The sequence below is a fragment of the Isoptericola sp. Y541 genome (genome assembly GCF_059445465.1).
Window position 1 is genome coordinate 414,111 of record NZ_JCAIUJ010000002.1, and the last position, 23,054, is coordinate 437,164.

The following is a 23,054-nucleotide window of genomic DNA, read 5'->3' on the forward strand; positions in this document are numbered from 1 at the left end:
TGCGCCTTCCCGGCGCGACCCTGCATCGACACGGCACCGACTCACGACAGGACGACAATGACGGACCCGACCTCCGACGGCCTCGCCCCCCAGATCGCGGTGGTGGGCCTGCACGGCCACGGCGCGTCGCACGTGCGGCGCGTGCTCGAGCTGCAGCGCGAAGGCCGGGCTCGGCTGGCCGCCGTCGTGGACCCCCGCGAACCCGCGCCCGGCCACGATGCCCACGACGCCGGCGCGCCCTGGTTCCCCACGCTGGGCGACCTGCTGTCCACGCCGTCGGCACGGGTCGACGTCGTCATCCTGAGCACGCCCATCCCGACCCACCTGCCCCTGGCGCGTGCGGCGATGGAGGCCGGCATCGACGTGCTCCTGGAGAAGCCCACCACCGCCTCGCTCGCGGAGCACACCGAGCTCGTCGCGGTGGCCGAGCGCACGGGCCGCCGCTGCCAGGTCGGCTTCCAGACCTTCGGTTCACACGCCCTGCCCGCGGCCGCCGACCTGATCGCGCGCGGCGAGATCGGCGACGTGACCGGCCTCGGCGCGGTCGGCACCTGGGTGCGCACGGCCGCGTACTGGCAGCGCGCTGCCTGGGCCGGCCGGCGGCGGCTGGACGGGCGCGACGTCGTCGACGGCGTCGTGACCAACCCGCTGGCGCACGCGGTCGCGACCACCCTGCACCTGGGCGGCGCCACCACCGCGCAGGACGTCGTGTGGGTGGACACCGACCTGCACCGGGCCAACCCCATCGAGGCCGACGACACGTCGGCCGTGCGCGTGCAGGACGCCGGCGGCCGCCGCTACGGCTTCGGCCTCACGCTCTGCGCCCCCGAGCGCTCCCCCGCCCGCGTGGTGGTGCACGGCACCCGCGGCGATCTCGTGCTCGAGTACGAGACCGACCGTCTGCTGCTGCGCACGGACGCGGCGCAGATGGACAAGACCTACGGGCGCACGTCGCTGCTCGACGACCTCCTGGCCGCCCGCACCGACGACCGCCGCGCCCTGCTGTGCGACGTCCGCGACACCGGCGCATTCATGCGGGTGCTCGAGGGCGTGCGCACCAGCGCCGACCCGGCGCCGATCGCGCCCGAGCACGTCGACTGGCAGGGCGAGGGCGACGAGCGCCACCCCGTCGTCCGCGACGTCGAGCACTGGTGCGCCGAGGTCGCCCGCACGCAGCGCACCTTCGCCGAGCTCGGCGCGCCCTGGGCGCGCTGACGCCATCCGCCGGTTGAGCCTGTCGAAACCGCGCTCCTGTTTCGACAGGCTCAACCAGCGAAGGAGCGACTACAGGCCGAGGCCGAGGCCGAGGCCGAGGTCGGCGAGCCGCACCGGGTCGCCGGACGCGAGCGACCGGTTTCCGGCGTAGCCGATGCCGGAGGCGCGTAGGCCGTCGCGGAAGCCGGCGGCGCGGCCGAGCGGGTCGGCCTCGGTGCGCCCGCGGAAGACGTCGGAGAGCAGGAGGGCGTCGCCGCCGCCGTGCCCGCCCGCGTCGACGGCGACGATCGGCCGCTCCTCCGCCCGCTCCCAGTGCTTCTGCACGATCAGCCGCTCGCCGGCGGGGCGCACGGTGTCCCCGCCGAAGGCCGCGGTGAAGCTCGGGTCCACGGTCGCCTTGCCGTCGGCGCCGAAGACGACGGAGCCGCGCTCGACCACCTCGAGCTCGGCGCGGCCGCGCGAGCCGTTCACCACCACGCGGTAGCCCTCCCACGGCGCGCTGGCCGTGAGCGAGTAGGTGAGCACCGGGCCGCCGGCGTACTCGACGACGAGCCCGAGCGTGTCCTCGGTGGTGATGCCCGGGTCGAAGACGCTACGGTCGCGCCGGTAGCCGTCCACGGCCTGCGCCTCGGGACCGTAGAGCTCGGCGAGATACGGGTCGGCGTCGACGTCGATGTGCCAGGGGTCCACGCCCTGCTCGTTGAGCGCTCGCTCCCCCGCCGTCGGCTCGTAGCCCACCGCGTGCGCGGCGTCGTCGCCGTAGAAGCGCCGTCCGCCGCTCGCGAACACCCGCTGCGGCACGGCGTCGATCCACCAGTTGACGAGGTCGAAGTGGTGGCTCGACTTGTGCACCAGCAGGCCGCCGTTGTTGACCTTCTCGCGGTGCCAGCGGCGGAAGTAGTCGGCGCCGTGCACCGTGTCCAGGGCCCAGTCGAAGTGCACGGACAGCACCCGGCCGATCTCGCCGGAGGCGATGACCTCGCGCAGCGCCGAGTTCCGGGGCGAGTAGCGGTAGTTGAACGTCATCGTGAGGTCGCGGCCGGTCTCGGTGACGGCGTCCGCGATCTGCCGGGCCTCGGCCTCCGTCGCGGCGATCGGCTTCTCGACGACGACGTCGACGCCCGCACGCAGGGCGCGCGACACCAGGTCGGCATGGGTGTTGTCGACGGAGGTGACGATGACGCGGTCCACGCGCTGTTCGTCGAGCGCCTTCTCGAGGTGGTCCGGGTGATACACCGGGCGCTCGCTGCCGACTGTGGCGGCGACCTTGGCCTCGTGGACCGCGGCTCGCACGGGGTTGGGCTCCACCCAGGCGACGATCTCGCCGTCGTCGGCATGGTCCCCGACCAGCGCGTTCACGTACATGCCGGCGCGGTGACCGGTGCCGGCCACGGCATAGCGGCGACGGTCGGGACCGGACGGGACGGCGGGGACGGAGGGCATCGTCGATCTCCTGCATCAGCCTGGGAAGCGGTTTCCCGACAGCCTACCGGAGTGCCGCCGTCGACCCCACCCCGATCCGAGCCCCCGATCCCACAGGTCCGCCACGACCACCGACCGCGAGGTAGTTCGAAACTCGGCGAGGTAGTCCGAAACTCGTCGAGGTAGTCCGACCGCACGACGAAAGTGCCGAGCGAGGCCGGGCTTCGTGTCGCGAGGCCGGTCGGGTCTGGCGGGAGGTCGCGAGGAACGCCCTTCGACAGGCTCAGGACCCGCGGCCGGATGGCGCGCCTCGCGACATGAAGCCCGGCCTCGCTCGGCCCGACCCGAACTACCTCGCGGAGATCCGAACTGCCTCGCGGAGATTGGAACTATCTCGCGGAGATTGGGACTACCTCGCGGAGATCGGGACTACCTCGACGGCGTCAGCACGACCTGGCCGGCCCAGGTGAAGCCGCCGCCGAAGCCGAAGAGCAGGGTGGGCGTGCCGGCCGGGATCTTTCCGGCGTGCCACCACTTGGACAGGCCCATCGGGATGGAGGCGGCCGAGGTGTTGCCCGACTCCGTGATGTCGGTGACGACGACGCGGTCCTCGAGGCCCAGCGACTTGGCCAGCGGCTCGATGATCCGCAGGTTCGCCTGGTGGGCCGCCAGGACGCCGATGTCGTCGAGCGTCAGGCCGGAGGCGTCGACGATGCGCCGTGCACGGTCGGCGGCGCGGGTGATAGCCCACTTGAAGACGGCGCGGCCGTCCTGGGCGAACTTCCCGGCGGGCTGCTCGATCACCACGGCGGGGGTCAGCTCCGGCTCGGAGCCCCACACCACGGGGCCGACGGCGGGGGTGTCGGCCGCCTGGAGCACCACGGCGCCCGCGCCGTCGGCGGTGAGGATGCACGTGCTGCGGTCCGACCAGTCCGTGACGGAGGTGAGCTTCTCCGCGCCGATCACCACGGCCGTGCGCGCCGAGCCGGTGCGGATCGCCTGGTCGGCCAGGCCGACGGCGTAGGCGAAGCCCGAGCACGCGGTGTTGACGTCGATGACGCCCGGGCCGACGACGTTGCGCAGGTCCGGCTCCTCCTCGCCCTCGGGCGTGCTCGCTCCGGGCTGCACGCCGGTGCGCAGCGCGTACGCCACCCGCCCGGCGGTGTTCGGCGTCCGGTCCACCGCCGTCGTCGTGGCGACGATCACGAGGTCGACGTCGGTGCCCGCCACTCCCGCGTCGTCCAGCGCGTGCCGCGCCGCCGCCGTCGCCATGTCCGCGACGGTCACGTCGTCCGCCGCGACGTGCCGCGTGACGATACCGGTCCGCGAGCGGATCCACTCGTCGTTCGTCTCGACGAGGCGGGCGATGTCGTCGTTGGTCATGACCCGCTCGGGCTGATGGTGCCCGAGCCCGACGATGCGGGAGCCGGCTGCGCCGGCGGGGAGCGACAGTGCGGGAGCGGAGGGCTCAGTCATAGGGGCGATCATCCCACCGCGCCGCGGTGGGATGTCACGCCCGCCCGCACGGCGAGAACGGGCGACGCCGGCACCTGATGAACGACGGCTCGGCGATCGACGCCGGCTACCCGGCCGCGCCGAGTACCGCGCGGCGAATCTGTTCGACGGGGACCTTGGGCTCGCGGTCGGCCGTCAGCAGGCCGTTGGTCTCCTGCATCGTGTCAGTGAGCTGCGTGTAGCAGGAGCCGGCGAGGAAGTCGCTGGCGCGCACGGCGTCGTAGAGGGCCCCGACGCGGGCGATCCAGTCGTCCCCGTCGTCCGCGGTGGTGTAGCCCCAGCCGTCGTCGCGGCGGGCGCCGGCCTGGAAGCTCACCCCGCCGAACTCGGTGAGCATGACCGGCTGCCCGGCGTCGCGCGCCCCGCCGACGAGCTGGCGGCGGTGGGACGGGGCGATCCCGCTGACGATCCGCGCGCGGGCGTCGGCGTCGGCGTAGGTGCGGGCGAGCGCGGCGCCGTCGCCCTCGTAGTCGTGCACGGTGAGGATGTCGGTGTTCTGCTGCTCCCACCCGTCGTTGGAGATCACGGGGCGGGAGGGGTCGAGCGCGCGCGTGAGGTCCGTCAGGCCCCGGGAGTAGGCCTGCTGCTCCACGTCGTCGGCGACGTGCTGGATGCCCCACGACTCGTTGAACGGCACCCACGTCACGATCGAGGGGTGGGACACGTCGCGGTCGACGGCGTCCATCCACTCGCGGGTCAGCCGCTGCACCGCGACGGACGAGAACTCGTAGGCGCCGGGCGTCTCGCCCCACACCAGGATCCCGAGGCGGTCCGCCCAGTACAGGAAGCGCGGGTCCTCGATCTTCTGGTGGATGCGGCAGGCGTTGAAGCCGAGCTCTTTGACGAGCTCGACCTCACGTCGCAGGGCCGCGCGGGAGGGGGCGGCGAGGTGGCTGTCCGGCCAGTAGCCCTGGTTGAGCACCGACCGGACGTCGCAGGGCTGGCCGTTGAGCAGGAACTCCCCGCCCGCGATGCCGACGGTCCGTACGCCCAGGTAGGAGCTCACCGCGTCGAGGGTGGCCCCGTCGGCGTCGTGCAGGGAGACCACGGCGTCGACGAGCCGCGGCGTCCGGGGCGACCACGTCAGCTCGTCCTCGGCCTGCCCGTTGCGCTGGCGCGGGATCGGCACGCTCACCTCCACGGTGGAGCGCGTGCCCCTCACGGACACCTCGATCGTGCCCAGGTCCTCGTCCCGCTCGTCGAAACGCAGCGCGACCCGCACGGAGGCCCCGGCCGGGAGCGGCCCGCGGAACCGGACCGTCAGGTCCGCCGCCGCCGGCCCCTGCGGCAGCCACCGCAGGTGCTCGATGCTCGTCGACGGCACGGCCTCGAGCCACACCGTCTGCCAGATGCCGGTGGTGCGGCGGTACCAGATCGCGTGCGCGTCCTCGTGCCAGTCCTGCTTGCCGCGGGGTTGGGTGAGGTCGTGCGGGTCGTCCTCGGCCCGCACGACGACGACGTGCTCGCCGTCGTCCGCCACGTGCCCGGTCACGTCGAACGTGAACGGGGTGTGCCCGCCCTCGTGCTCGCCGACGAACCGGCCGTCGATCCACACCGACGCGCGGTAGTCGACCGCGCCGAGGTGCAGGAGCACCCGCGGGGCGTCGGCGGACCTGCCGGCGGCGGCGAGGTCGCCCGGGCCGATGCTGCGCGCGTACCAGACCACCGGGTGGAACCCGGGCTCGTCGACGCCCGAGGCCGCCGACTCCGGGGGGAAGGGCACGGTGATGGGCCGGCTCCCCGGTGACGCCGCGCCCCACCCGGCGGCCCATCCGGCGTCGATGCCGACGCCGTCGTCGTCGTGCCGGAAGGACCAGGTGCCGTCCAGGTCGGCCCAGTCGCTCCGCAGCATCTGCGGGCGGGGATAGCTCCCGTCCTGCCGGGTCGCGAGCGGCAGGCGGTCGAGCGCTGGACGGGTGTCGGCGGAGGTCGCGGCGTGGGTCACGCGGCGAGTTTACAGCGCTAGAAATCACTGTCAACGGTACGGTTCGCGGTGTGAAGAGGGTGACGCTGCAGGACGTCGCGGTGCGGGCCGGCGTCTCGATGAAGACGGTCTCCAACGTCGTCCGCGACTACCAGCACGTCAGCCCCCGGATGCGGGAGCGCGTGCAGGCCGCCATCGACGAGCTCGGGTACCGGCCCGACGCGCGCGGGCGCAGCCTGGCCACGGGGCGATCGAGCATGCTGGCGCTGGCGTTCCCCGACCTGCGTTGGCCCTACTTCACGGAGCTCGCCCACCTCTTCGCCCGCGCGTGCGCCGAGCGCGGATACCGGCTCCTGCTCGAGGAGACCGGCGGCACCACCGAGGGCGAGCTCGCCGTGCTGCGCGACCGCGACGCGGGCATCGTCGACGGCATCGTCCTGCACCCCCAGGCGCTCTCGGCCGAGCAGCTGGAGGCGCACGGCCTGGACACGCCGATGGTGCTCCTCGGCGAGGCGCCGCGACCGCCGGCCATCGACCAGGTCGCCATCGACAACGTCGCGGCCGCCGACGAAGCGGTGGCCCACCTCGTCGCCGACGGCCGACGACGGATCGGCTTCGTGGGCCACGAGGCCGGCGAGTGGTCGCACACGTCCCGGCTGCGTATCGAGGGCTACCACCTCGGCCTGGAGCAGGCCGGGCTCCCCGTCGCCGACGACCTGCTCGTGCCCCGCCACGCGGGCGACGCCCGCGGCGCGGAGGAGGCGCTCGGCGCCGCCCTCGACGCCGGCCTGCGTGTCGACGCGCTCCTGTGCCGCGACGACCACGCCGCGATCGGCGCGCTCCGCGCGCTGCACCTGCGCGGGGTCGACGTCCCGGGGGACGTCGCCGTCGTCGGCTGGGACGCCACCGTCCTGACGGCGAGCACGACCCCCAGCATCACGAGCATCGCGCCGGACACGCCCGCGCTCGTCGCTCGCACGCTCGACCTCCTGCTCGAGCGCGTAGACGGGTCGGACGCCGCGGGCCGCTCCGTGATCGTCGGACACCGCCTGCTCATCCGCGAGAGCGCGCCGGAGCCCGCCGGGACGTCCGGCCCCCGCTGAGGCGCGACCTCCGCGGGGGCCGGACGCACCGGGCTGGTGCCGGGTCGATCAGGCCGGGTCGTCCACCAGCGTGGCGAGGAGCTCGACGACCGCGCCGCGGACGTCCTCGTGCAGGTCCAGGCTGTCGAGGCCGGCGATCCGCTCCGCGGTCGCGCGCCCCGCGGAGACGACCTCCCACGCCGCGAGCTTGACCGCGTTGCCGGTCTGGGCCCGCTCGAGCACCTCGCGCACCGCCGCCCGCGGGTCGACGCCCAGCCGCAGGCGGCCCCCGACGACCACCACCGCCCCCGCGCCGGCCGCGGCCTCGAACGACACGCTCCAGCGGCCGTCCCGCCCGGTCACCGGCACGACCTCGCCGTCCACCGTGACCTCGCCCTCAGGGCGGCGGGCCAGGAAGGTGATCGTCCACTCCCGGACGGACGGGACGACATCGGCCCGGCCGGCGACGGCGCCCACCCGGAGCTCGCCGCGGTCCCGGTCCCAGTGCATGAGCGTGGTCGCGGCCGCGCCGGCCGACCCCTGCGCGTCGTCCTCCGAGTCCTCCGCGAGGTCGAGCTCGCCCGAGGCGCCGGGCGCGACGAGCACCTCGAGCGCCCGCGGGTTGCGGGTGGCGTCCCGCTCGTCGGGGCCGGCGAGCGGCAGGATCCCGCCGTCGCGCAGCAGCACGGGCACCGACTCGATCGGCCGGTGCAGCTCCACGTGCCGGTCCCCCGCGTAGACGGCCCCCGTGAACACGTCGGTCCAGCGGCCGGCCGGGAGCCAGGCCCGGGTGCGGCTCAGGCGGGAGACCTGGCTCCGCGCGGTCACGACGGGCGCGACGACCAGCTCGGTGCCGAAGGCGTACTCGTTCGGGACGCGGTACGCCTCGTCCCGGTGCGGCTCCAGGTGGTACATCGGGCGCACGAGGGGCGTGCCCGCCGCCGCCCGGTGGTTCATCGTGTGCAGGTACGGCACCAGGCGGTGCCGGAACCGCAGCGCGTCGCCCATGGCCTGGCGGTGCTCGGCCGGGAAGAGCCACGGCTCCTTGCGGATGAACGGGTTGTTCGCGGAGTGCAGCCGCATGATCGGCGAGAGGACGCCGAACTGGACCCACCGGGTCGCGAGCTCGTCGTCGCGGACGCCGCGGGTGTGCCCGCCGATGTCGTGGCTCCACCAGGCGTACCCGATGTTGGCCGCGGTGGCCGTGAACTCCGGCTGGAACGCCAGCGACTCCCACGACACCACGGCGTCGCCGGAGAACCCGACGGCGTACCGGTGGCTGCCCGGCCCCGCGTACCGCGAGAACGTCATTCCGGGGCCGCCGTGCCGGGCGGCGTCGAGGTGGTGGAAGTGGTTGAGCAGCCACAGCGGGTCGGCGCCGGGCAGGTTCGACGTGCCGCCCTGCTGCCAGTCGATCCACCAGAAGTCGACGCCCTGCTCCTCGAGCGGGTGGTGCAGCAGCTCGAAGTAGGCGCGCACGAAGTCGGGATCGGTGAGGTCGTGGGACACCGGCACCTCGGAGGTCGGGTCGATCCCCATCGCCTCGGCCACCGCCGGATAGGCGTCCTCGAACGCGCGCACGCCATCGGCCGGGTGCAGGTTGAGGGTCGTGCGCATCCCGCGCTCGTGCAGTGCGCCGAGGAAAGCCGCCGGGTCGGGGAACAGCGACCGCTCCCACGAGTAGCCCGTCCAGCCGTTGCCGTACTGCGGCGGCACGGAGCCGACCCGGTGCCAGTCCATGTCGATCACGGCGACGGACAGCGGGACGCCCTCGTCGTCGAACCGGTCCATCAGCTCCAGGTACGAGTCGGCCGAGTAGGGGTGGTACCGGCTCCACCAGTTGCCCAGCGCCCAGCGCGGCAGGCGCGTCGGCGCCCCGGACAGGGCGTACAGCTCGCGCACCGCGCGGGCGTAGTCACGACCGTGCGCGAAGACGTACAGGTCGCGGCGGCCGGCGGTCCGGGTGCCGAGCCGGCCATCGCCCTCGAAGAGGAACGAGTCGCTGTCGTCGATGGCCGCGATCCCGTTCGGGGACGCCACGCCCGGCTCCAGCTCCACGCGCCCGTCGACGTCGTCGAGGGTGCGCGCGGTGCCGCCGAGGTCGTGGGTGGCCTCCCCGTAGCGCCACCGGCCGGAGTCGGCGCCGACGAGCTCGACGACGAACCCGTGCGCGGACGGCTCGCGGCCGTCGAACCGCAGCCGCGCCCGCGACGTCGTGATCTCGATCCCGTCGCCGACGGGCCGGGCCGAGTACTCCGCCGGCCCGAGGTCGCGCCGGACGGCGAACGTCGACGCGCGGTCCTCGAACCCGCCGTCGGCGGACCACTCGACGCGGAACAGGCTGTCGGTCAGGACCGTCACCCGCCAGCGGTCACCGCGGACCTGCTGCTCGGCGCAGGCCTGCGGGGCCGCGCCGGGCAGGGGTCGGACGACGGGCAGCGGGTGTCGGGTGTCGACGACGTCGGTCACGGGTACTCCTCGGAGGTGGTGCAGGGTGGTCGGCGGGCCACGAGAGGGCTTAGCTCTTGACGGCGCCCTGGGTGATGCCGCTGATCACCCAGCGCTGCGCGATCAGGTAGACGACGACCGTCGGGGCCATCGCCATGAGGTACGAGGCGAACGCCACGTTGTAGTTCGTCCCGAACTGGCTCTGGAAGATGTTCTGCACCACGGGCAGCACCTGCAGCGTCGGGTCCGACACGATCATCGACGGCAGCATGAAGTCGTTCCACGACGCGAGGAACGCGAAGATGCCGACGGTGGCGATCATCGGGCCCAGCAGCGGCAGGATGATGCGCCAGAAGACCTGCCACGTCGTCGCGCCGTCGATGCGGGCGCTCTCCTCCAGCTCGACCGGTATCGAGCGCAGGTACGCCGAGAACAGCAGCACGCTGAACGCGAGCTGGAACATGGCGTGCAGGATGGCGACGCCCAGCGGGTTGTCGAGGCCCGTGAGCGCGGTGAGCTTGATCTCCGTCAGCGCGATCACGGGGAACGGCAGGAACATCGACGCGAGCAGGTAGACGAACGACCAGCGGAAGAACCGGTGCGACCAGTACCGCACGATCGCGTACGACGCGAGCGAGCTCAGCAGCAGCGTCAGGGCGACGGTGAGCGCCGCGACGCCGACGGAGATGCTGAACGACACCGGGAAGCGGGTCAGCTGCCACGCCTCGGCGAAGCTCTCCGGGTTGAACGGTGCCGGCAGCGCGAAGGCGTTGCCGGCCACCGACTGCTCGCTGGTCTTGAACGCCATCGTGAGGGTGACGTAGAGCGGCGCGAGCACGGTGAGGGAGCACAGGGCGAGCGCGACGGTGAGCGGCCAGCTCGTGCGGCGGCGGCCCCGGGCCGGACGACGGCGGGGCCGGTCGTCGGCCGGTGCCGGGGCGCGACCTTCGAGCGCGGGGGCGGTGGCGGTCACAGGCGGATGGTCCTTCCACGGGAGACGACGAGCTGGAGCACGGAGATGAGCACCGTGATCACGAAGAAGACCGTCGCGTTGGCCATCTGGTAGGCGTAGTCGCCGCCCGTGAAGCCGCCGAAGATCGTCATCGCGACGCTGCTCGTCGCATTGCCGGGGCCGCCGCCGGTGAGTCCGACGATGACGTCGTAGACGCCGAGGTACCCCTTGATCCCCAGGATCGTGTTGATGAGCACGAAGCCGGCGATGAGCGGCAGGGTGATGGAGCGGAACTGCCGCCAGGACCCGGCACCGTCCAGGGAGCTCGCCTCGTACAGGTCGCCGGGGATCGACGTGAGCCCGGCCGTGTAGACGAGCAGGGCGCCCGGGATGGTCTGCCAGGCGGACACGATGACGATGGCGAGCCAGGCCAGGTCGGGGTTGCCGAGGATGCTGTCGGTCAGCGGGTCGAGGCCGACCGCCGTGGCGAACGCCGGCAGGGTGTTCGAGAACAGGTAGTTGAACACGTACGCGACGACGATCCCGGAGACGACCATCGGGATCACGAAGATCGCCCGCAGCCCCGCCGCGAAGCGGATGCGCTTCGACAGCCCGATGGCGAGCACGAGGGCGATCGCCTGCGCCACGACCACCGTCACGACCGCGAAGCCGAGGGTGAACCCGTAGGCCTCGCGGACGCCCGGGTCGCCGAGGAGCGCCGCGTAGTTCCGCAGGCCCAGGAAGCTCCAGCCCCCGAAGCCGACGTAGTCGGTGAAGCTGTAGAAGATGCCCACCAGGGCGGGGACCACCACGAACACGGTGAACACGAGGAGGGCGGGGACGAGGAAGAGGTAGGCGATCGGCTCCGGTCGCCCATGGCGCCGTCGCCGGGTCCGGGCGGTCGGGGCGGTCGTCGCGGGCGTCGCGGGCGTCGATCGCGTGGCGGGCGCCGTCGTGGTCGAGGTGGTCATACCGTCGCCTCCCGGCTCGCGAGCCGGCGCCAGTCGGCGTCGAGCTGGTCGAGCATCGCCTCGAAGTTGCCCGACCGGATCGCGTCCTGCAGGTAGTTGCCCAGCGGGATCGACGTCGGGACGAAGGTGCCGGCCCCCTGGTAGAAGGCGGCGGAGTCGACGTACTGCTGCAGCCCGGCCAGCCGCTCGTCCTGCTGCGGGGGCCCGCCCTCGAGCGTCGAGTACGCGAGGTTGTCGGCGTTGTACGCGTTGAGGATCTCCGGGCGCATGAGGAACTCCACGAGCTCCTCCGCCTCCGCGCGGTGCGGGGTGGCGTCGGGGATGTACAGGCAGAGGTCGATGTTCACCCGGGCCTGGCGCTCGTCGGGGTTCTCGCTCACCGGCAGGACGAACGTCCCCACGTCGAGCTCCTCGTCCACCATGGCGATCTGGCTCAGCGCCCACGGGCCCTGGAGGTACATCGCGGCCCTGCCCTGACCGAAGGCGAGGTTGCCGTCGGCGTAGCCGCGCACGGCGTGGTCCGGGTTGAAGTACGACGAGATCGTCTTGGCCCGCTCCATCGGGACCGCCAAGGTCTTCGCGAACGAGACGTCCGAGTCGGGCCCGACGTCCGTCCCGAGCTCCTTCATCCGCCCGAAGAACTCGCCCGGGTCGACCAGGCTGCCGACGGAGTAGTCGAACAGTCCCTGCCACAGCGTCCAGGTGTCCCGGTCGGTCGCGTAGATCGGCGTGACGCCGGCCTTCTGCAGCGCGGTGCAGACGTCGACGAACTCGGACCATGTGGTCGGGACGGGGAGGTCGTGCTCGGCGAAGATCGCCTTGTTGTAGATGACCCCGGCGGCCGCCAACGAGTACGGCAGCACGCTCGTGCGCCCCGCATAGGTGGCGTACTGATCCGTGAGGCCGCTGATGTCCGTGCGCACGGTCGCCGCCGACGGCAGCCGCGACAGGTCGCCCATCTGGCCCCGGGAGACGTAGCGGGCCAGCTCCAGGTTGTCGTTGAAGCAGCCCACGTCGCCCGGCTGTCCCCGCACGAACTGGGGCGCGATCGCCGTCGTCGAGTCGTGCACGACGCGGAGGTGCGGCTGCTCCCCCTCGAAGCGTCGCAGCAGGTCGTCGAAGTAGGCGATGACCTCCTGCTTCTGCTCGTAGAACGTCAGCGTGGTGCGCCCGCCGGCATCCTGCGGCGCGGCACACCCGGCCAGCGGGACCGCCCCGAGGGCGAGGGTCCCGGCGGCCCCTGCGAGGAACGATCGACGACTCATCGCCGCGCCCCGCCGTTCGATCTTGCCCATATGTCGTCTCCTTCGACCACCATCGACTGCGACCGGAAACTTACAGCGCTGTAAAGCCTAGGTCAACCATGTCGCCGACGACCTGCTCGGGGACGAACCGGAACGGCCGGCGAGCGCCCGCTACACCCCTGCCTCGCGCGAGAAGCCCTCGATGTGGGCCTTCACCGCCTCCGCCGCGGCGTCCGCGTCGCCGGCGGCGACGGCGTCGAGCACCGTGCGGTGCTCGGAGCGCAGGCGGCCCGCCGTGCGCGGCCACGAGGGCAGCCGCTCGATCCCGACGGCGACGTACCCGCCGATCGCGCCGCGCAGGCCGGTCATGACGGCCTCGACCAGCACGTTCCCGGCCATCCGCACGAACTCGAGGTGGAACGCCTGGTCGAGCTCGAGGAACGTCGGCGGCGCGACGTCGGGATCGTCCATCAGGGCCAGGAGCCGCCCCGCCTCGTCGACGTGCGCTGCCGTGCCCGGCGCGCGGACGGCGACCCGGCCGGCGGCCTGGGCCACGGCCCACGACTCCAGCAGCACCCGGGTGGCGACCACGTCGCGCACCGGCAGCGTGCCCGTGGCGACGTGCAGCCGCACCGCGGCGCCCAGCCCGGCCGCCGGGCGGTCCACGACGATCGCGCCGGACTCCGGCCCCGACCCGACGCCGCTACGCACGATGCCGAGGGCCTCGAGGATTCGCATCGCCTCGCGCACGGAGGGTCGGGAGACGCCGAGATCCTCGGCGAGGGTCCGCTCGCCGGGCAGGCGGGCGCCGAGACCCCAGCGGCCGGCCGCGATGCCCTCCTCGAGGTGGACGAGGACGCGTTCATGGGTGCGCACCGGGCCAGCGTATCGGGCGTCCGTTATGTGGTCAGACCACATCGGGTACAGTGACCGACCGTGGTTCGGGCCCCGTACCGTCGTCGCCGCACCGAGGCAGCCGTGGCGACCTCGAGCAGGCCCGGCCATGCTGGACGAGCCGCACCGAGCCGCACCGCCGCCGCACCGAGAAGCCGCACCGAGGAGTCGAATGCGCATCGCTCTCGCCGCCACCTGCCTCGCCGACACCCTGTTCCCGGGAGCCCCGCGCGCCACCGTGCGGCTGCTGGAGCGGCTCGGCCACGAGGTGGTCTTCCCCACGGACCAGGCGTGCTGCGGGCAGATGCACGTCAACACCGGGTACTTCCGCGAGGCCGTGCCCGTGATCCGCAACCACGTGGAGACGTTCGCCCCCGTGGCCGACGGCGAGTGGGACGCCGTCGTCATGCCGTCGGGCTCGTGCACGGGCTCGGTGCGCCATCAGCAGGCGATGGTCTGCCGCCGCGCCGGCCTGGACGACCTCGCCGCCACCGCCGAGGCCGTCTCCGCCAAGACGTACGAGCTGTCCGAGCTGCTGGTCGACGTGCTCGGCCTCTCCGACGTCGGCGCCTGGTTCCCGCACCGCGTCACCTACCACCCCACCTGCCACTCGCTGCGCATGCTGCGCGTGGGCGACAAGCCACTGCGGCTGCTGCGCGCCGTCGAGAGCGTCGACCTCGTCGAGCTGCCTGCCGCCGACACGTGCTGCGGCTTCGGCGGCACGTTCGCGCTGAAGAACGCGGACACCTCGGCGGCGATGCTCGAGGACAAGGCGGCGAACGTGCGCGGCACGGGCGCCGAGGTGCTCACCGCGGGCGACATGTCGTGCCTCATGCACATCGGCGGCGGGCTGTCCCGACAGGGCACCGGCATCCGCGTGCTGCACCTGGCGGAGGTGCTCGCCTCCACCCGGGCGGAGCCCACCCCGCTGCCGGAGACGACCTTCAGCCGCCCCGAGCGGACGGAGGCGACCCGATGAGCCGCACCTTCCTGGGCCTGCCGCGCACGCTGCAGCGCCCCGACGACGCGGGCGCCGACGAGCCCTTCGGCCGGGTCCCGCACCCGCGGGAGCCCCTGCGCTGGGGCGACGCCTTCCCCGCCGCCGCGAAGCAGACGCTGGCGAACGACCAGCTGCGCCGCAACCTCGGCCACGCCACGCAGGTCATCCGCACCAAGCGGGCCGCCGTCGTCGGCGAGGTGCCCGACTGGGAGGCCCTGCGCGACGCCGGGTCGGCCGTAAAGCAGCAGGTCATGGCCCACCTGCCCGAGCTGCTGGCCCAGCTCGAGGAGAACGTCGTCGCGCGCGGGGGCGTCGTGCACTGGGCCCGCGACGCGGCCGAGGCCAACCGCATCGTCGCCGACATCGCGAAGGCCAAGGGCGCCGACGAGGTGGTCAAGGTCAAGTCGATGGCCACCCAGGAGATCGGGCTCAACGAGGCGCTGGCCGACGTGGGCATCGCCGCCATCGAGACCGACCTGGCCGAGCTCATCGTGCAGCTCGCCGACGACATGCCGTCGCACATCCTCGTGCCCGCGATCCACCGCAACCGCTCGGAGATCCGCGACATCTTCCTCGCCCGCATGGGCGACGCGCCGCCGGACCTGTCCGACGTCCCGCGCGAGCTCGCGATGGCGGCCCGCGCCCACCTGCGCCGCAAGTTCCTCTCCGCCAAGGTCGCCGTCAGCGGCGCGAACTTCGCCGTCGCCGACACCGGGACCCTCACGGTCGTGGAGTCCGAGGGCAACGGGCGCATGTGCCTCACGCTGCCCGAGACGCTCGTGACCGTGATGGGCATCGAGAAGCTCGTGCCCACCTTCGACGACCTCGAGGTCTTCCTGCAGCTGCTCCCCCGCTCGTCCACCGGCGAGCGCATGAACCCGTACACCTCCCTGTGGACGGGCGTGACGCCGGGTGACGGGCCGCAGGAGTTCCACCTGGTGCTGCTCGACAACGGCCGCACCGACGTGCTCGCCGACGAGGTCGGCCGCGCCGCGCTGCACTGCATCCGCTGCTCCGCCTGCCTCAACGTGTGCCCCGTCTACGAGCGGGTGGGCGGCCACGCGTACGGCTCCGTGTACCCCGGGCCGATCGGCGCCATCCTCACCCCGCAGCTCACGGCGTCGACGGGCGGCGTGTCCGGGCACGACGACCCCAACGCGTCCCTGCCCTATGCCTCCTCGCTGTGCGGCGCGTGCTACGACGTCTGCCCGGTGAAGATCGACATCCCGTCGATCCTCGTCGACCTGCGGGCGCGGGAGGTCGACGCCGACCGGTCCAAGCGCGGCGTCGACCCGTGGAAGGCGGCCATGAAGGCCGCGGCGTGGGTCATGACCGACGGCGACCGGTTCGCCCTCGCCGGGCGGGCGGCCACGCTGGGCAGCGGCCTGGGTGGTCGTGACCACGCCATCTCCCTGGCGCCCCCGCCGGCGTCCGCGTGGACCCGTTCGCGCGACCTGCCGGCGCCGCCGCGGCAGACGTTCCGGCAGTGGTGGGCGGCCGAGCACGAGACCGAGGAGGGCACACGATGAGCGACGCACGGGCCGAGGTGCTCTCGCGGGTGCGCGCGGCGCTGGGGCAGGCAGGCGCCGGTACGACGCCGTCGGGCGCGGTCGGGACGGCGCCCCACCCGGAGCCCGTGCCGCGCGAGTACCGGCCGGCCGGGGAGCACGCGCCCGGCTCGGCGGAGGTGCTCGAGCAGCTCGTCGACCGGCTGGTGGACTACAAGGCGCACGTGCACCAGGTGTCCGCCGACGCCCTGCCCGCCACCATCGCGACCCTCGTCACCGAGTTGTCAGGACCACGCGCAGGTATTCATGCTCCTGGTCCTGACAACTCTCCGGCGCCCGAGTTGTCAGGGCCAGGAGAAGGTATTCATGGTCCTGGGCCTGACAGTTCGCGCGGGGCGCGGGTCGTGGCGCCGACGGGGCTCGACGACGGGTGGCTCGCCGCGCTGCCTGCGGGAACCGACGTCGTGCGGGACTCCCGCGAGGACCCGCACGCCGCGACGGAGCTCGACGCCTCGGACGCCGTCGTCACTGCCGCGCGGGTCGCGATCTCCGAGACGGGCACGATCGTGCTCGACGGCGGGCCCGACCAGGGCCGCCGCGCGATCTCGCTGGTGCCCGACGTGCACCTGTGCGTCGTGCTCGCCGACCAGGTGGTGCAGACTGTGCCGGAGGCGGTCCGGCTGCTCGGCGAGCACCCGGACCGCCCCCTCACCTGGATCTCCGGCCCCAGCGCGACGTCCGACATCGAGCTGGACCGGGTCGAGGGCGTGCACGGCCCCCGCACCCTGCACGTGCTGCTGGTCGCCGGCTGACGTCAGGGCGGGACGCCACCGGCGGGGGAATCTGAGGCACCACCAGCCGCGCGGACGGTGCTCGGCGTCGGGCAGAGTCGGACAGAATGGTGTCCCGTGACCGACCCCGAGCCCCCGACGTCCGACGCCCTCTTCGACGTGCCGGAGGGCGCGCGCCGGCCCGGACGGCGGATCGTGCTGCTGACCGGGCCGTCGGGCTCGGGCAAGACGGCGCTCACGCGCCGCCTGGGCCTTCCCGTGATGAACCTCGACGACTTCTACCGGGACGTCGACTACCCCGGCATGCCGATGCGCTACGGCATCGTCGACTGGGACGACCCGCGCAGCTGGGACCGCGACGCGGCTCTCGACGCGCTTCGCGAGGTGGTGCGCACCGGCCGGGCCCAGGTGCCGGTCTACGACATCCCCACGTCGCGCCGTACGGGCGGCACGGTGCTCGAGACGGGCGACGCCCCGGTCGTCGTCGCGGAGGGGATCTTCGCCGCGGAGCTGGTGCGGGCGTGCCGCGCCGAGGGCTTCCTTGCCGACGCGATCTGCCTCACCCAGCCCCGCCTGCTGACGTTCTGGTTCCGCTTCCTGCGCGACGTCGCGGAGGCGCGCAAGCCGCTGACCACGCTGGTGCGCCGCGGCTGGGGGCTGCTCCGCGCGGAGCCGGAGCTGGTGCGCCGCTGGGTGTCGCTCGGCTGCCGCACGGCCACGCGCGCGCAGGCCGAGCGGGACATCCGGGCGCTCGCGCGCTGACCGACACGCCGCGGGCCGCTTCCCGGCCACCGCGCAACACCCGCAAGACGTCATGAAGTTGTCACACGCCGGCCATGTGCCTCACATCAACTCCCCTGATTCTGGCGGGAGGAGGTGGTCCCCATGGTCCGACCCCGAGCACCAGGGGTCGGGCCTGGGGCACCAGGGGTCGGGCCTGGGGTACCTGCTGCGCGCGGCCGACGCCGGCCGGCTCGCCGCGGTCGTGTGCTGCGCGGAGTCCACGCGCGCCGCCTACGGGGCCGCGGGCATGAGCCCCACCAACCCGGAGCTCTCGGCGGACCTCGCGGACGCCTTCGCCGACCGGCCGGACCTGCGCGGGCGGGTGCACCTGCTCGGCGTGCGGCACGACATGGAGCTCGTGCTCGCGCGCGCCTGACGTCGTACCGCCCGCCGTCAGCGGGTCGAGTCGCGCAGCAGCACCTCGAACTCCACCTCGGTGACGGTGCCGGGCGCGTCGTCGTCGTCGACGGCGGCCTGCACCGCGATGCGGCCCATGTCCTCGAGCGGGATGCGCACGGTCGAGAGCGCCGGGACGTGGTCGCGCAGCGTGGGGACGTCGTCGAAGCCCGCGACGCGCACGTCGCGCGGCACCTCCACGCCCAGCTCCCGCAGCCGCGCGATGAGCCCGATTGCCATGACGTCCGTGACGGCGAAGACGCACACCGGCTCGCCGCCGGCCCGCGCGTCCCGCACCATCGCCGCGACGTCGTCCCCGGCGGCGTACCCGCCGTCGCGCGAGAACTCGGTGACCAGGAGCTCCTCGACGACGCCGCCCCCGGCCAGCGCGGCCTGCGTGAAGGCGTCGGCGCGCTCCCGCGACGTCACGACGCGCGACGGCCCGCCGAGCACCGCGAACCGGCGCTGCCCCCGGCCGAGCAGCGCCTCGGCGAGCGCGCGGGCGCCGGTCGCGTTGGGCGGGCGCACCACGGACCCCCCGCCGACCGGCTGGCCGACGATCACGGACCGCCCGCCCGCGGCGACGAACGCGTCGAGCTCGGCCGCGAGCGCGGCGTCCTCGTCGGGGGTCCACCGGGTACCGGCGACGACGACGGCGTCGACCCGGTGGGCGGCGAAGGCCGCGACGGCCTCGCGCTCCGCCTCGGGGTCGCGGCTCGTGGACGCCAGCAGCACGAGCCGGCCGCTCGCTCGGGCGGCGACCTGCGCCCCGGCCGCGATCGACGAGAAGTACGGGTCGGAGATGTCCTGCACGACGAGGCCGAGCAGGCCCGAGCGGGCGCGCGCCAGCGCCTGCGCCTGCGCGTTGACGACGTAGCCCAGCTCCGCCGCGGCGGCCCGCACCCGGCCGACCAGCTCGGCGCCGGGCTGCCGTGCCGACCCGTTGAGCGCCCGCGACGCCGTCGCCAGGGAGACCCTCGCGCGGTCGGCGACGTCCTGCAGCCTCGCTCGTGCCACCTGCTCCTCCAGCCCCGTCCGGCGGGACGCCTTGACGCGCTCGCCGGGGACACCCTACCGTGGCCTGGAAAGCGCATTCCTCAGCCTTCCCGCGGGTGTGTGCGCCCTGCCACCCGGCGCCACCGCACCCGCGGGGTCGCCGACGACGAAGGAGTCCCGAGTGAGCACATCCACGCGCACCCTGCGCATCGCGATGAACGGCGTCACCGGCCGTATGGGCCACCGCCAGCACCTCGGGCGCTCGATCCTGCCGATCCGCGAGCAGGGCGGCGTCGAGCTGGCCGACGGCACCCGCGTGCAGGTGGAGCCCGTGCTCGTGGGCCGCAACGAGTCCAAGCTGGCCGAGCTGGCCGAGCAGCACGACGTCGCCGAGTGGACCACCGACCTGGACGGCATCGTCACCGACGCCGCCACCGACATCGTCTTCGACGCGTCGATGACGTCGCTGCGGGCCAAGACCCTCACCAAGGCGATGCAGGCGGGCAAGCACGTCTACACCGAGAAGCCGACCGCGGAGACCCTGGCCGAGGCCGTCGAGCTGGCGCGGCTGCGCGACGAGACCGGCGTCACGGCCGGTGTCGTGCACGACAAGCTGTACCTGCCCGGCCTGGTCAAGCTGCGCCGGCTCGTGGACGAGGGCTTCTTCGGCCGCATCCTCTCGCTGCGCGGCGAGTTCGGCTACTGGGTGTTCGAGGGCGAGCACCAGGCCGCGCAGCGCCCGTCGTGGAACTACCGCAAGGAGGACGGCGGCGGCATGACCACGGACATGTTCTGCCACTGGAACTACGTGCTCGAGGGCATCCTCGGCTCCGTGAGGACGGTCTCGGCGCAGACCATCACCCACATCCCGACCCGCTGGGACGAGCAGGGCCGCGAGTACCCGGCCACGGCCGACGACGCCGCATACGGCATCTTCGAGGTCGAGACGCCGGGCGGCGACCCGGTCGTCGCGCAGATCAACTCCTCCTGGGCCGTGCGGGTGTACCGCGACGAGCTCGTGGAGTTCCAGATCGACGGCACCCACGGCTCGGCCGTGGCGGGCCTGCGCACGTGCGTCGCGCAGCAGCGGGCGCACACACCCAAGCCCGTGTGGAACCCGGACCTGCCCGTCACCGAGCCGTTCCGCGACCAGTGGCTCGAGGTGCCCGCCAACGCCGACCTCGACAACGGCTTCAAGCTGCAGTGGGAGGAGTTCCTGCGCGACGTCGTCGCCGGGCGCCCGCACCGCTTCGACCTGCTGTCCGCCGCGCGCGGCGTGCAGCTCGCCGAGCTCGGCCTGCGTTCGTCGGCCGAGGGTCGCCGCCTCGACGTCCCGGAGATCACGCTGTGACCGCCCGATCGCTGGTCGCCCTTCGACAGGCTCAGGAACCGCGTGGCGAGGCCCGACCCTTGAACCCGGCGCTCCTCCCTGCGCTCGAGCCCAGCGGCGTCACCGTGCGCCTCCCCCGGTTCGATGCAGACGGCCGCGCCACCGGCGTCGAGGTGCGCGAGCTGAACGCGCCGGGCCCATGGACCACGCCGTCCGCCCCGATCGTCTCCCGCGTCGCGTACGCCGCCGCGCACGTGGTGCCGCAGGTCGGCGCCGAGAACGTGCCGGGCGCGCCCGCCGTCGTCGACTGGGACGCGACGCTCGCCTACCGGCACCGCATCTGGTCGGCCGGGCTCGGCGTCGCCGACGCGATGGACACCGCCCAGCGCGGGATGGGCCTGGACTGGGCCGCGACCCAGGAGCTGGTGCGCCGCTCGTCGGCCGAGGCGGCGTCCGTCGGAGCCCGCATCGCCTGCGGCGCGGGCACGGACCAGCTCGACCCCGCCGCGGTGGCGACGCGGGAGCCGGGCGACCCCGCCGCGCTCACCGCCGTCACCGATGCGTACCGCGAGCAGGTGCGCGTGGTGCAGGACGCCGGGGCGCAGGTCATCGTCATGGCCTCGCGCGCGCTGGCGCGGGTGGCCCGCTCCCCCGAGGACTACGCCCGCGTCTACGACGCGGTTCTCGCCGAGGCGGACCGGCCCGTCGTCCTGCACTGGCTGGGCACGATGTTCGACCCTCAGCTCGCCGGCTACTGGGGCGCCGAGGACCCCGGGGACGTCGACGCCGCGACCGCCGTCTTCACCGACCTCATCAAGGCCCACCAGGACAAGGTCGACGGGGTCAAGGTCTCGCTGCTCGACGCGCAGCACGAGATCGGCCTGCGCCGGTCGCTGGCCGCCCTCGACGGCTCGCCCGTGCGGCTCTACACGGGCGACGACTTCAACTACCCGGAGCTCATCGCGGGCGACGACCAGGGCCACTCGGACGCGCTGCTCGGCATCTTCGCCGCCATCTACCCGGCGGCCTCCACGGCGCTGCAGGCCTTCGACGCCAGTGTGGCAGCGGGCGACGCGGCCTCGTCCCAGGAAGCCGCCGCCCGCGGGCACGCCATCCTCGCCTCGACCGAGAAGCTGGGGCGGCACATCTTCGCCGCGCCCACGTACTACTACAAGACCGGGGTGGCGTTCCTGTCCTGGCTCAACGGCTTCCAGCCGGGGTTCCAGCTGGTGGGCGGCCTGCAGTCGGGCCGGTCGCTGGCGCACCTCGTGGAGCTGGCCCGCCTCGCCGACGGCTGCGGCATGCTGCTCGACCCGGCGCTGGCGGCCCGCCGCCTCGACGCCTTCCTGACGACGAACGGGGTGGACGCATGAACGCGAGGAGCCCCCGCGGAGGTACGCCGAGGAACGAGGTGTGCCGGAGCGAGGCACCGCAGCGTTCATGCCAGGGAGGAGCCGCATGAGCACAGGAACTCAGGACCTGAGCCGCTGCTCCCTCAACACCGCGACGGTCAAGCACGCGACGCTCGCCGAGGCGGTCGACGCCGCCGCGTCGGCGGGGCTGGGCGCCGTGGGCCTGTGGCGCCACCAGGTGCAGGAGCACGGCGCCGAGAAGGCGGCGCGGATCGTGTCGGACGCCGGCCTGCGCGTCTCGTCGCTGTGCCGCGGCGGCTTCCTCACCGCGGCGGACGACGCCGGCGTCGCGGCCGCGCTGGCGGACAACCAGCGCGCGATCGAGGAGGCGGCGGGCGTCGGGACGCGCGAGCTCGTGTTCGTCGTCGGCGGTCTGCCCGCCCTCAGCGAGCCCGGCGGGGGCCCGCGCCCCGACGCAGGGCCCGGCGACCGCAACCTCGTCGCCTCCCGCGCCCGCGTGGCCGACCGCCTCGCCGACCTCGCGCCGTTCGCGGCCGAGCACGGCGTGCGGATCGTGCTGGAGGCGCTGCACCCGATGTTCGCCGCCGACCGCGCGGTGATCTCCACGCTCGGGCAGGCGCTCGACCTGGCCGCGTCGTTCGCCCCCGAGACCGTGGGCGTCGTCGTCGACACGTACCACGTGTGGTGGGACCCCGACCTCCGCGGGTCGATCGCGCGCGCCGGGGCCGAGGGCCGCATCGCCGGCTACCAGGTGTGCGACTGGAACCTGCCGCTGGCCGCGGACCCGCTCAACTCCCGCGGGCACGTGGGCGACGGCTACATCGACTTCCCCACCATCTCGCGCTGGGTCGCCGAGGCGGGCTACGCCGGGGACGTCGAGACCGAGATCTTCAACGAGGAGATCTGGGCCGCCGACCCCCGCGACACGGCCCGCACCGTCGGCGAGCGCTACGCGCGGCACGTGCAGCCGCACGTCTGACGCCGTACGCCCACGTACACCCACGAGGGCGTGTCGCTCGGTCCGGGGTTGCGGCTCTCGAGATGGGCGAGCGTGGTGGCGACGATCGACCGGATCGTCGCGACCGCCGGCATCTCACGCCGCTCCTTCTTCCGCTACTTCCGCAACTGGTCAGGAACGAAGAAGCGCCGCGCCCGGGCGCTCTCTAGCCTGGGAGCGACGCGCAGGGAGCGCGCCACCTGAGCCGGGAGG

The 23,054-nt window shown here is 73.6% G+C and carries 20 protein-coding genes; 11 read left to right on the forward strand and 9 right to left on the reverse strand.

Translation table 11 applies throughout. The features are described 5' to 3' along the window. Positions 1-57: 57 nt before the first annotated feature. Positions 58-1,215: a Gfo/Idh/MocA family protein gene (locus AC1C2V_RS06685; protein WP_495388803.1), complete on the forward strand. Its 1,158-nt coding sequence runs from the start codon at positions 58-60 to the stop codon at positions 1,213-1,215. A gap of 69 nt (positions 1,216-1,284) precedes the next feature. Here AC1C2V_RS06685 and AC1C2V_RS06690 read toward each other — a convergent pair whose 3' ends face one another. From AC1C2V_RS06690 to AC1C2V_RS06700, 3 genes are all read right to left on the reverse strand, one after another. Next, positions 1,285-2,658: a Gfo/Idh/MocA family oxidoreductase gene (locus AC1C2V_RS06690; RefSeq protein ID WP_495388804.1), complete on the reverse strand. Its 1,374-nt coding sequence runs from the start codon at positions 2,656-2,658 to the stop codon at positions 1,285-1,287. 408 nt (positions 2,659-3,066) lie between these two features. Further along, the gene (locus AC1C2V_RS06695; RefSeq protein WP_495388805.1) at positions 3,067-4,113 is read right to left on the reverse strand and encodes a beta-ketoacyl-ACP synthase III; all 1,047 of its coding nucleotides are present in this window, start codon (positions 4,111-4,113) and stop codon (positions 3,067-3,069) included. A gap of 106 nt (positions 4,114-4,219) precedes the next feature. After that, positions 4,220-6,097, reverse strand: coding sequence for a glycoside hydrolase family 2 protein (locus AC1C2V_RS06700; protein ID WP_495388806.1), 1,878 nt, complete (start codon positions 6,095-6,097; stop codon positions 4,220-4,222). A 50-nt stretch (positions 6,098-6,147) separates the two neighbouring features. On the opposite strand from AC1C2V_RS06700, the gene AC1C2V_RS06705 reads away from it, so the two are divergent. Next, positions 6,148-7,179, forward strand: a complete 1,032-nt coding sequence (locus AC1C2V_RS06705; protein ID WP_495388807.1) for a LacI family DNA-binding transcriptional regulator — start codon at positions 6,148-6,150, stop codon at positions 7,177-7,179. 48 nt (positions 7,180-7,227) lie between these two features. Here the strand turns inward: AC1C2V_RS06705 and AC1C2V_RS06710 are convergent, their stop codons facing one another. The 5 genes from AC1C2V_RS06710 to AC1C2V_RS06730 all read right to left on the reverse strand — a co-directional run bounded on the left by AC1C2V_RS06710 (position 7,228) and on the right by AC1C2V_RS06730 (position 13,649). Beyond that, the gene (locus AC1C2V_RS06710) at positions 7,228-9,627 is read right to left on the reverse strand and encodes a glycoside hydrolase family 31 protein (RefSeq protein ID WP_495388808.1); all 2,400 of its coding nucleotides are present in this window, start codon (positions 9,625-9,627) and stop codon (positions 7,228-7,230) included. Positions 9,628-9,676: 49 nt separating this feature from the next. Continuing rightward, entirely contained in the window at positions 9,677-10,579 is a 903-nt protein-coding gene (locus tag AC1C2V_RS06715; protein ID WP_495388809.1) for a carbohydrate ABC transporter permease, read from the reverse strand. Next, a complete protein-coding gene (locus AC1C2V_RS06720) occupies positions 10,576-11,529 on the reverse strand; it encodes a carbohydrate ABC transporter permease (RefSeq protein ID WP_495388810.1) in 954 nt (317 codons plus the stop codon). Before AC1C2V_RS06720 ends, AC1C2V_RS06715 begins: the two co-directional genes overlap by 4 nt. Beyond that, a complete protein-coding gene (locus AC1C2V_RS06725) occupies positions 11,526-12,824 on the reverse strand; it encodes an ABC transporter substrate-binding protein (RefSeq protein WP_495388811.1) in 1,299 nt (432 codons plus the stop codon). The genes AC1C2V_RS06720 and AC1C2V_RS06725 overlap by 4 nt, the downstream gene beginning before the upstream one ends. A 120-nt stretch (positions 12,825-12,944) precedes the next feature. Next, complete coding sequence (locus tag AC1C2V_RS06730; RefSeq protein WP_495388812.1) at positions 12,945-13,649, reverse strand: FadR/GntR family transcriptional regulator; 705 nt, start codon at positions 13,647-13,649, stop codon at positions 12,945-12,947. A gap of 190 nt (positions 13,650-13,839) precedes the next feature. Between AC1C2V_RS06730 and AC1C2V_RS06735 the strand changes: the two genes are divergently transcribed. From AC1C2V_RS06735 to AC1C2V_RS06755, 5 genes are all read left to right on the forward strand, one after another. Next, positions 13,840-14,646, forward strand: a complete 807-nt coding sequence (locus tag AC1C2V_RS06735) for a (Fe-S)-binding protein (protein ID WP_495388813.1) — start codon at positions 13,840-13,842, stop codon at positions 14,644-14,646. Next, positions 14,643-16,196: a LutB/LldF family L-lactate oxidation iron-sulfur protein gene (locus AC1C2V_RS06740; RefSeq protein ID WP_495388814.1), complete on the forward strand. Its 1,554-nt coding sequence runs from the start codon at positions 14,643-14,645 to the stop codon at positions 16,194-16,196. The genes AC1C2V_RS06735 and AC1C2V_RS06740 overlap by 4 nt, the downstream gene beginning before the upstream one ends. Beyond that, on the forward strand, positions 16,193-16,987 hold the full coding sequence (locus tag AC1C2V_RS06745) for a LutC/YkgG family protein (RefSeq protein WP_495388815.1): 795 nt from the start codon (positions 16,193-16,195) through the stop codon (positions 16,985-16,987). The genes AC1C2V_RS06740 and AC1C2V_RS06745 overlap by 4 nt, the downstream gene beginning before the upstream one ends. Before the next feature lie 96 nt (positions 16,988-17,083). After that, a complete protein-coding gene (locus AC1C2V_RS06750; protein ID WP_495388816.1) occupies positions 17,084-17,728 on the forward strand; it encodes a uridine kinase family protein in 645 nt (214 codons plus the stop codon). A gap of 76 nt (positions 17,729-17,804) precedes the next feature. Beyond that, a complete protein-coding gene (locus AC1C2V_RS06755; protein ID WP_495388817.1) occupies positions 17,805-18,125 on the forward strand; it encodes a hypothetical protein in 321 nt (106 codons plus the stop codon). Positions 18,126-18,142: 17 nt separating this feature from the next. Here the strand turns inward: AC1C2V_RS06755 and AC1C2V_RS06760 are convergent, their stop codons facing one another. Further along, positions 18,143-19,162 carry a LacI family DNA-binding transcriptional regulator gene (locus tag AC1C2V_RS06760; RefSeq protein ID WP_495388818.1) on the reverse strand — a complete coding sequence of 340 codons (1,020 nt, stop codon included), beginning with the start codon at positions 19,160-19,162 and terminating at the stop codon, positions 18,143-18,145. A 193-nt stretch (positions 19,163-19,355) separates the two neighbouring features. On the opposite strand from AC1C2V_RS06760, the gene AC1C2V_RS06765 reads away from it, so the two are divergent. The 4 genes from AC1C2V_RS06765 to AC1C2V_RS06780 all read left to right on the forward strand — a co-directional run bounded on the left by AC1C2V_RS06765 (position 19,356) and on the right by AC1C2V_RS06780 (position 23,045). Further along, complete coding sequence (locus AC1C2V_RS06765; protein WP_495389131.1) at positions 19,356-20,492, forward strand: Gfo/Idh/MocA family protein; 1,137 nt, start codon at positions 19,356-19,358, stop codon at positions 20,490-20,492. A gap of 104 nt (positions 20,493-20,596) precedes the next feature. Next, positions 20,597-21,844, forward strand: coding sequence for a dihydrodipicolinate synthase family protein (locus AC1C2V_RS06770; RefSeq protein WP_495389132.1), 1,248 nt, complete (start codon positions 20,597-20,599; stop codon positions 21,842-21,844). An 85-nt stretch (positions 21,845-21,929) separates the two neighbouring features. Next, positions 21,930-22,823 (forward strand): sugar phosphate isomerase/epimerase family protein, encoded by an 894-nt coding sequence (locus tag AC1C2V_RS06775; protein ID WP_495388819.1) that lies wholly within the window; start codon positions 21,930-21,932, stop codon positions 22,821-22,823. A gap of 72 nt (positions 22,824-22,895) precedes the next feature. Then, positions 22,896-23,045, forward strand: a complete 150-nt coding sequence (locus tag AC1C2V_RS06780; RefSeq protein ID WP_495388820.1) for a hypothetical protein — start codon at positions 22,896-22,898, stop codon at positions 23,043-23,045. Positions 23,046-23,054 lie beyond the last annotated feature (9 nt).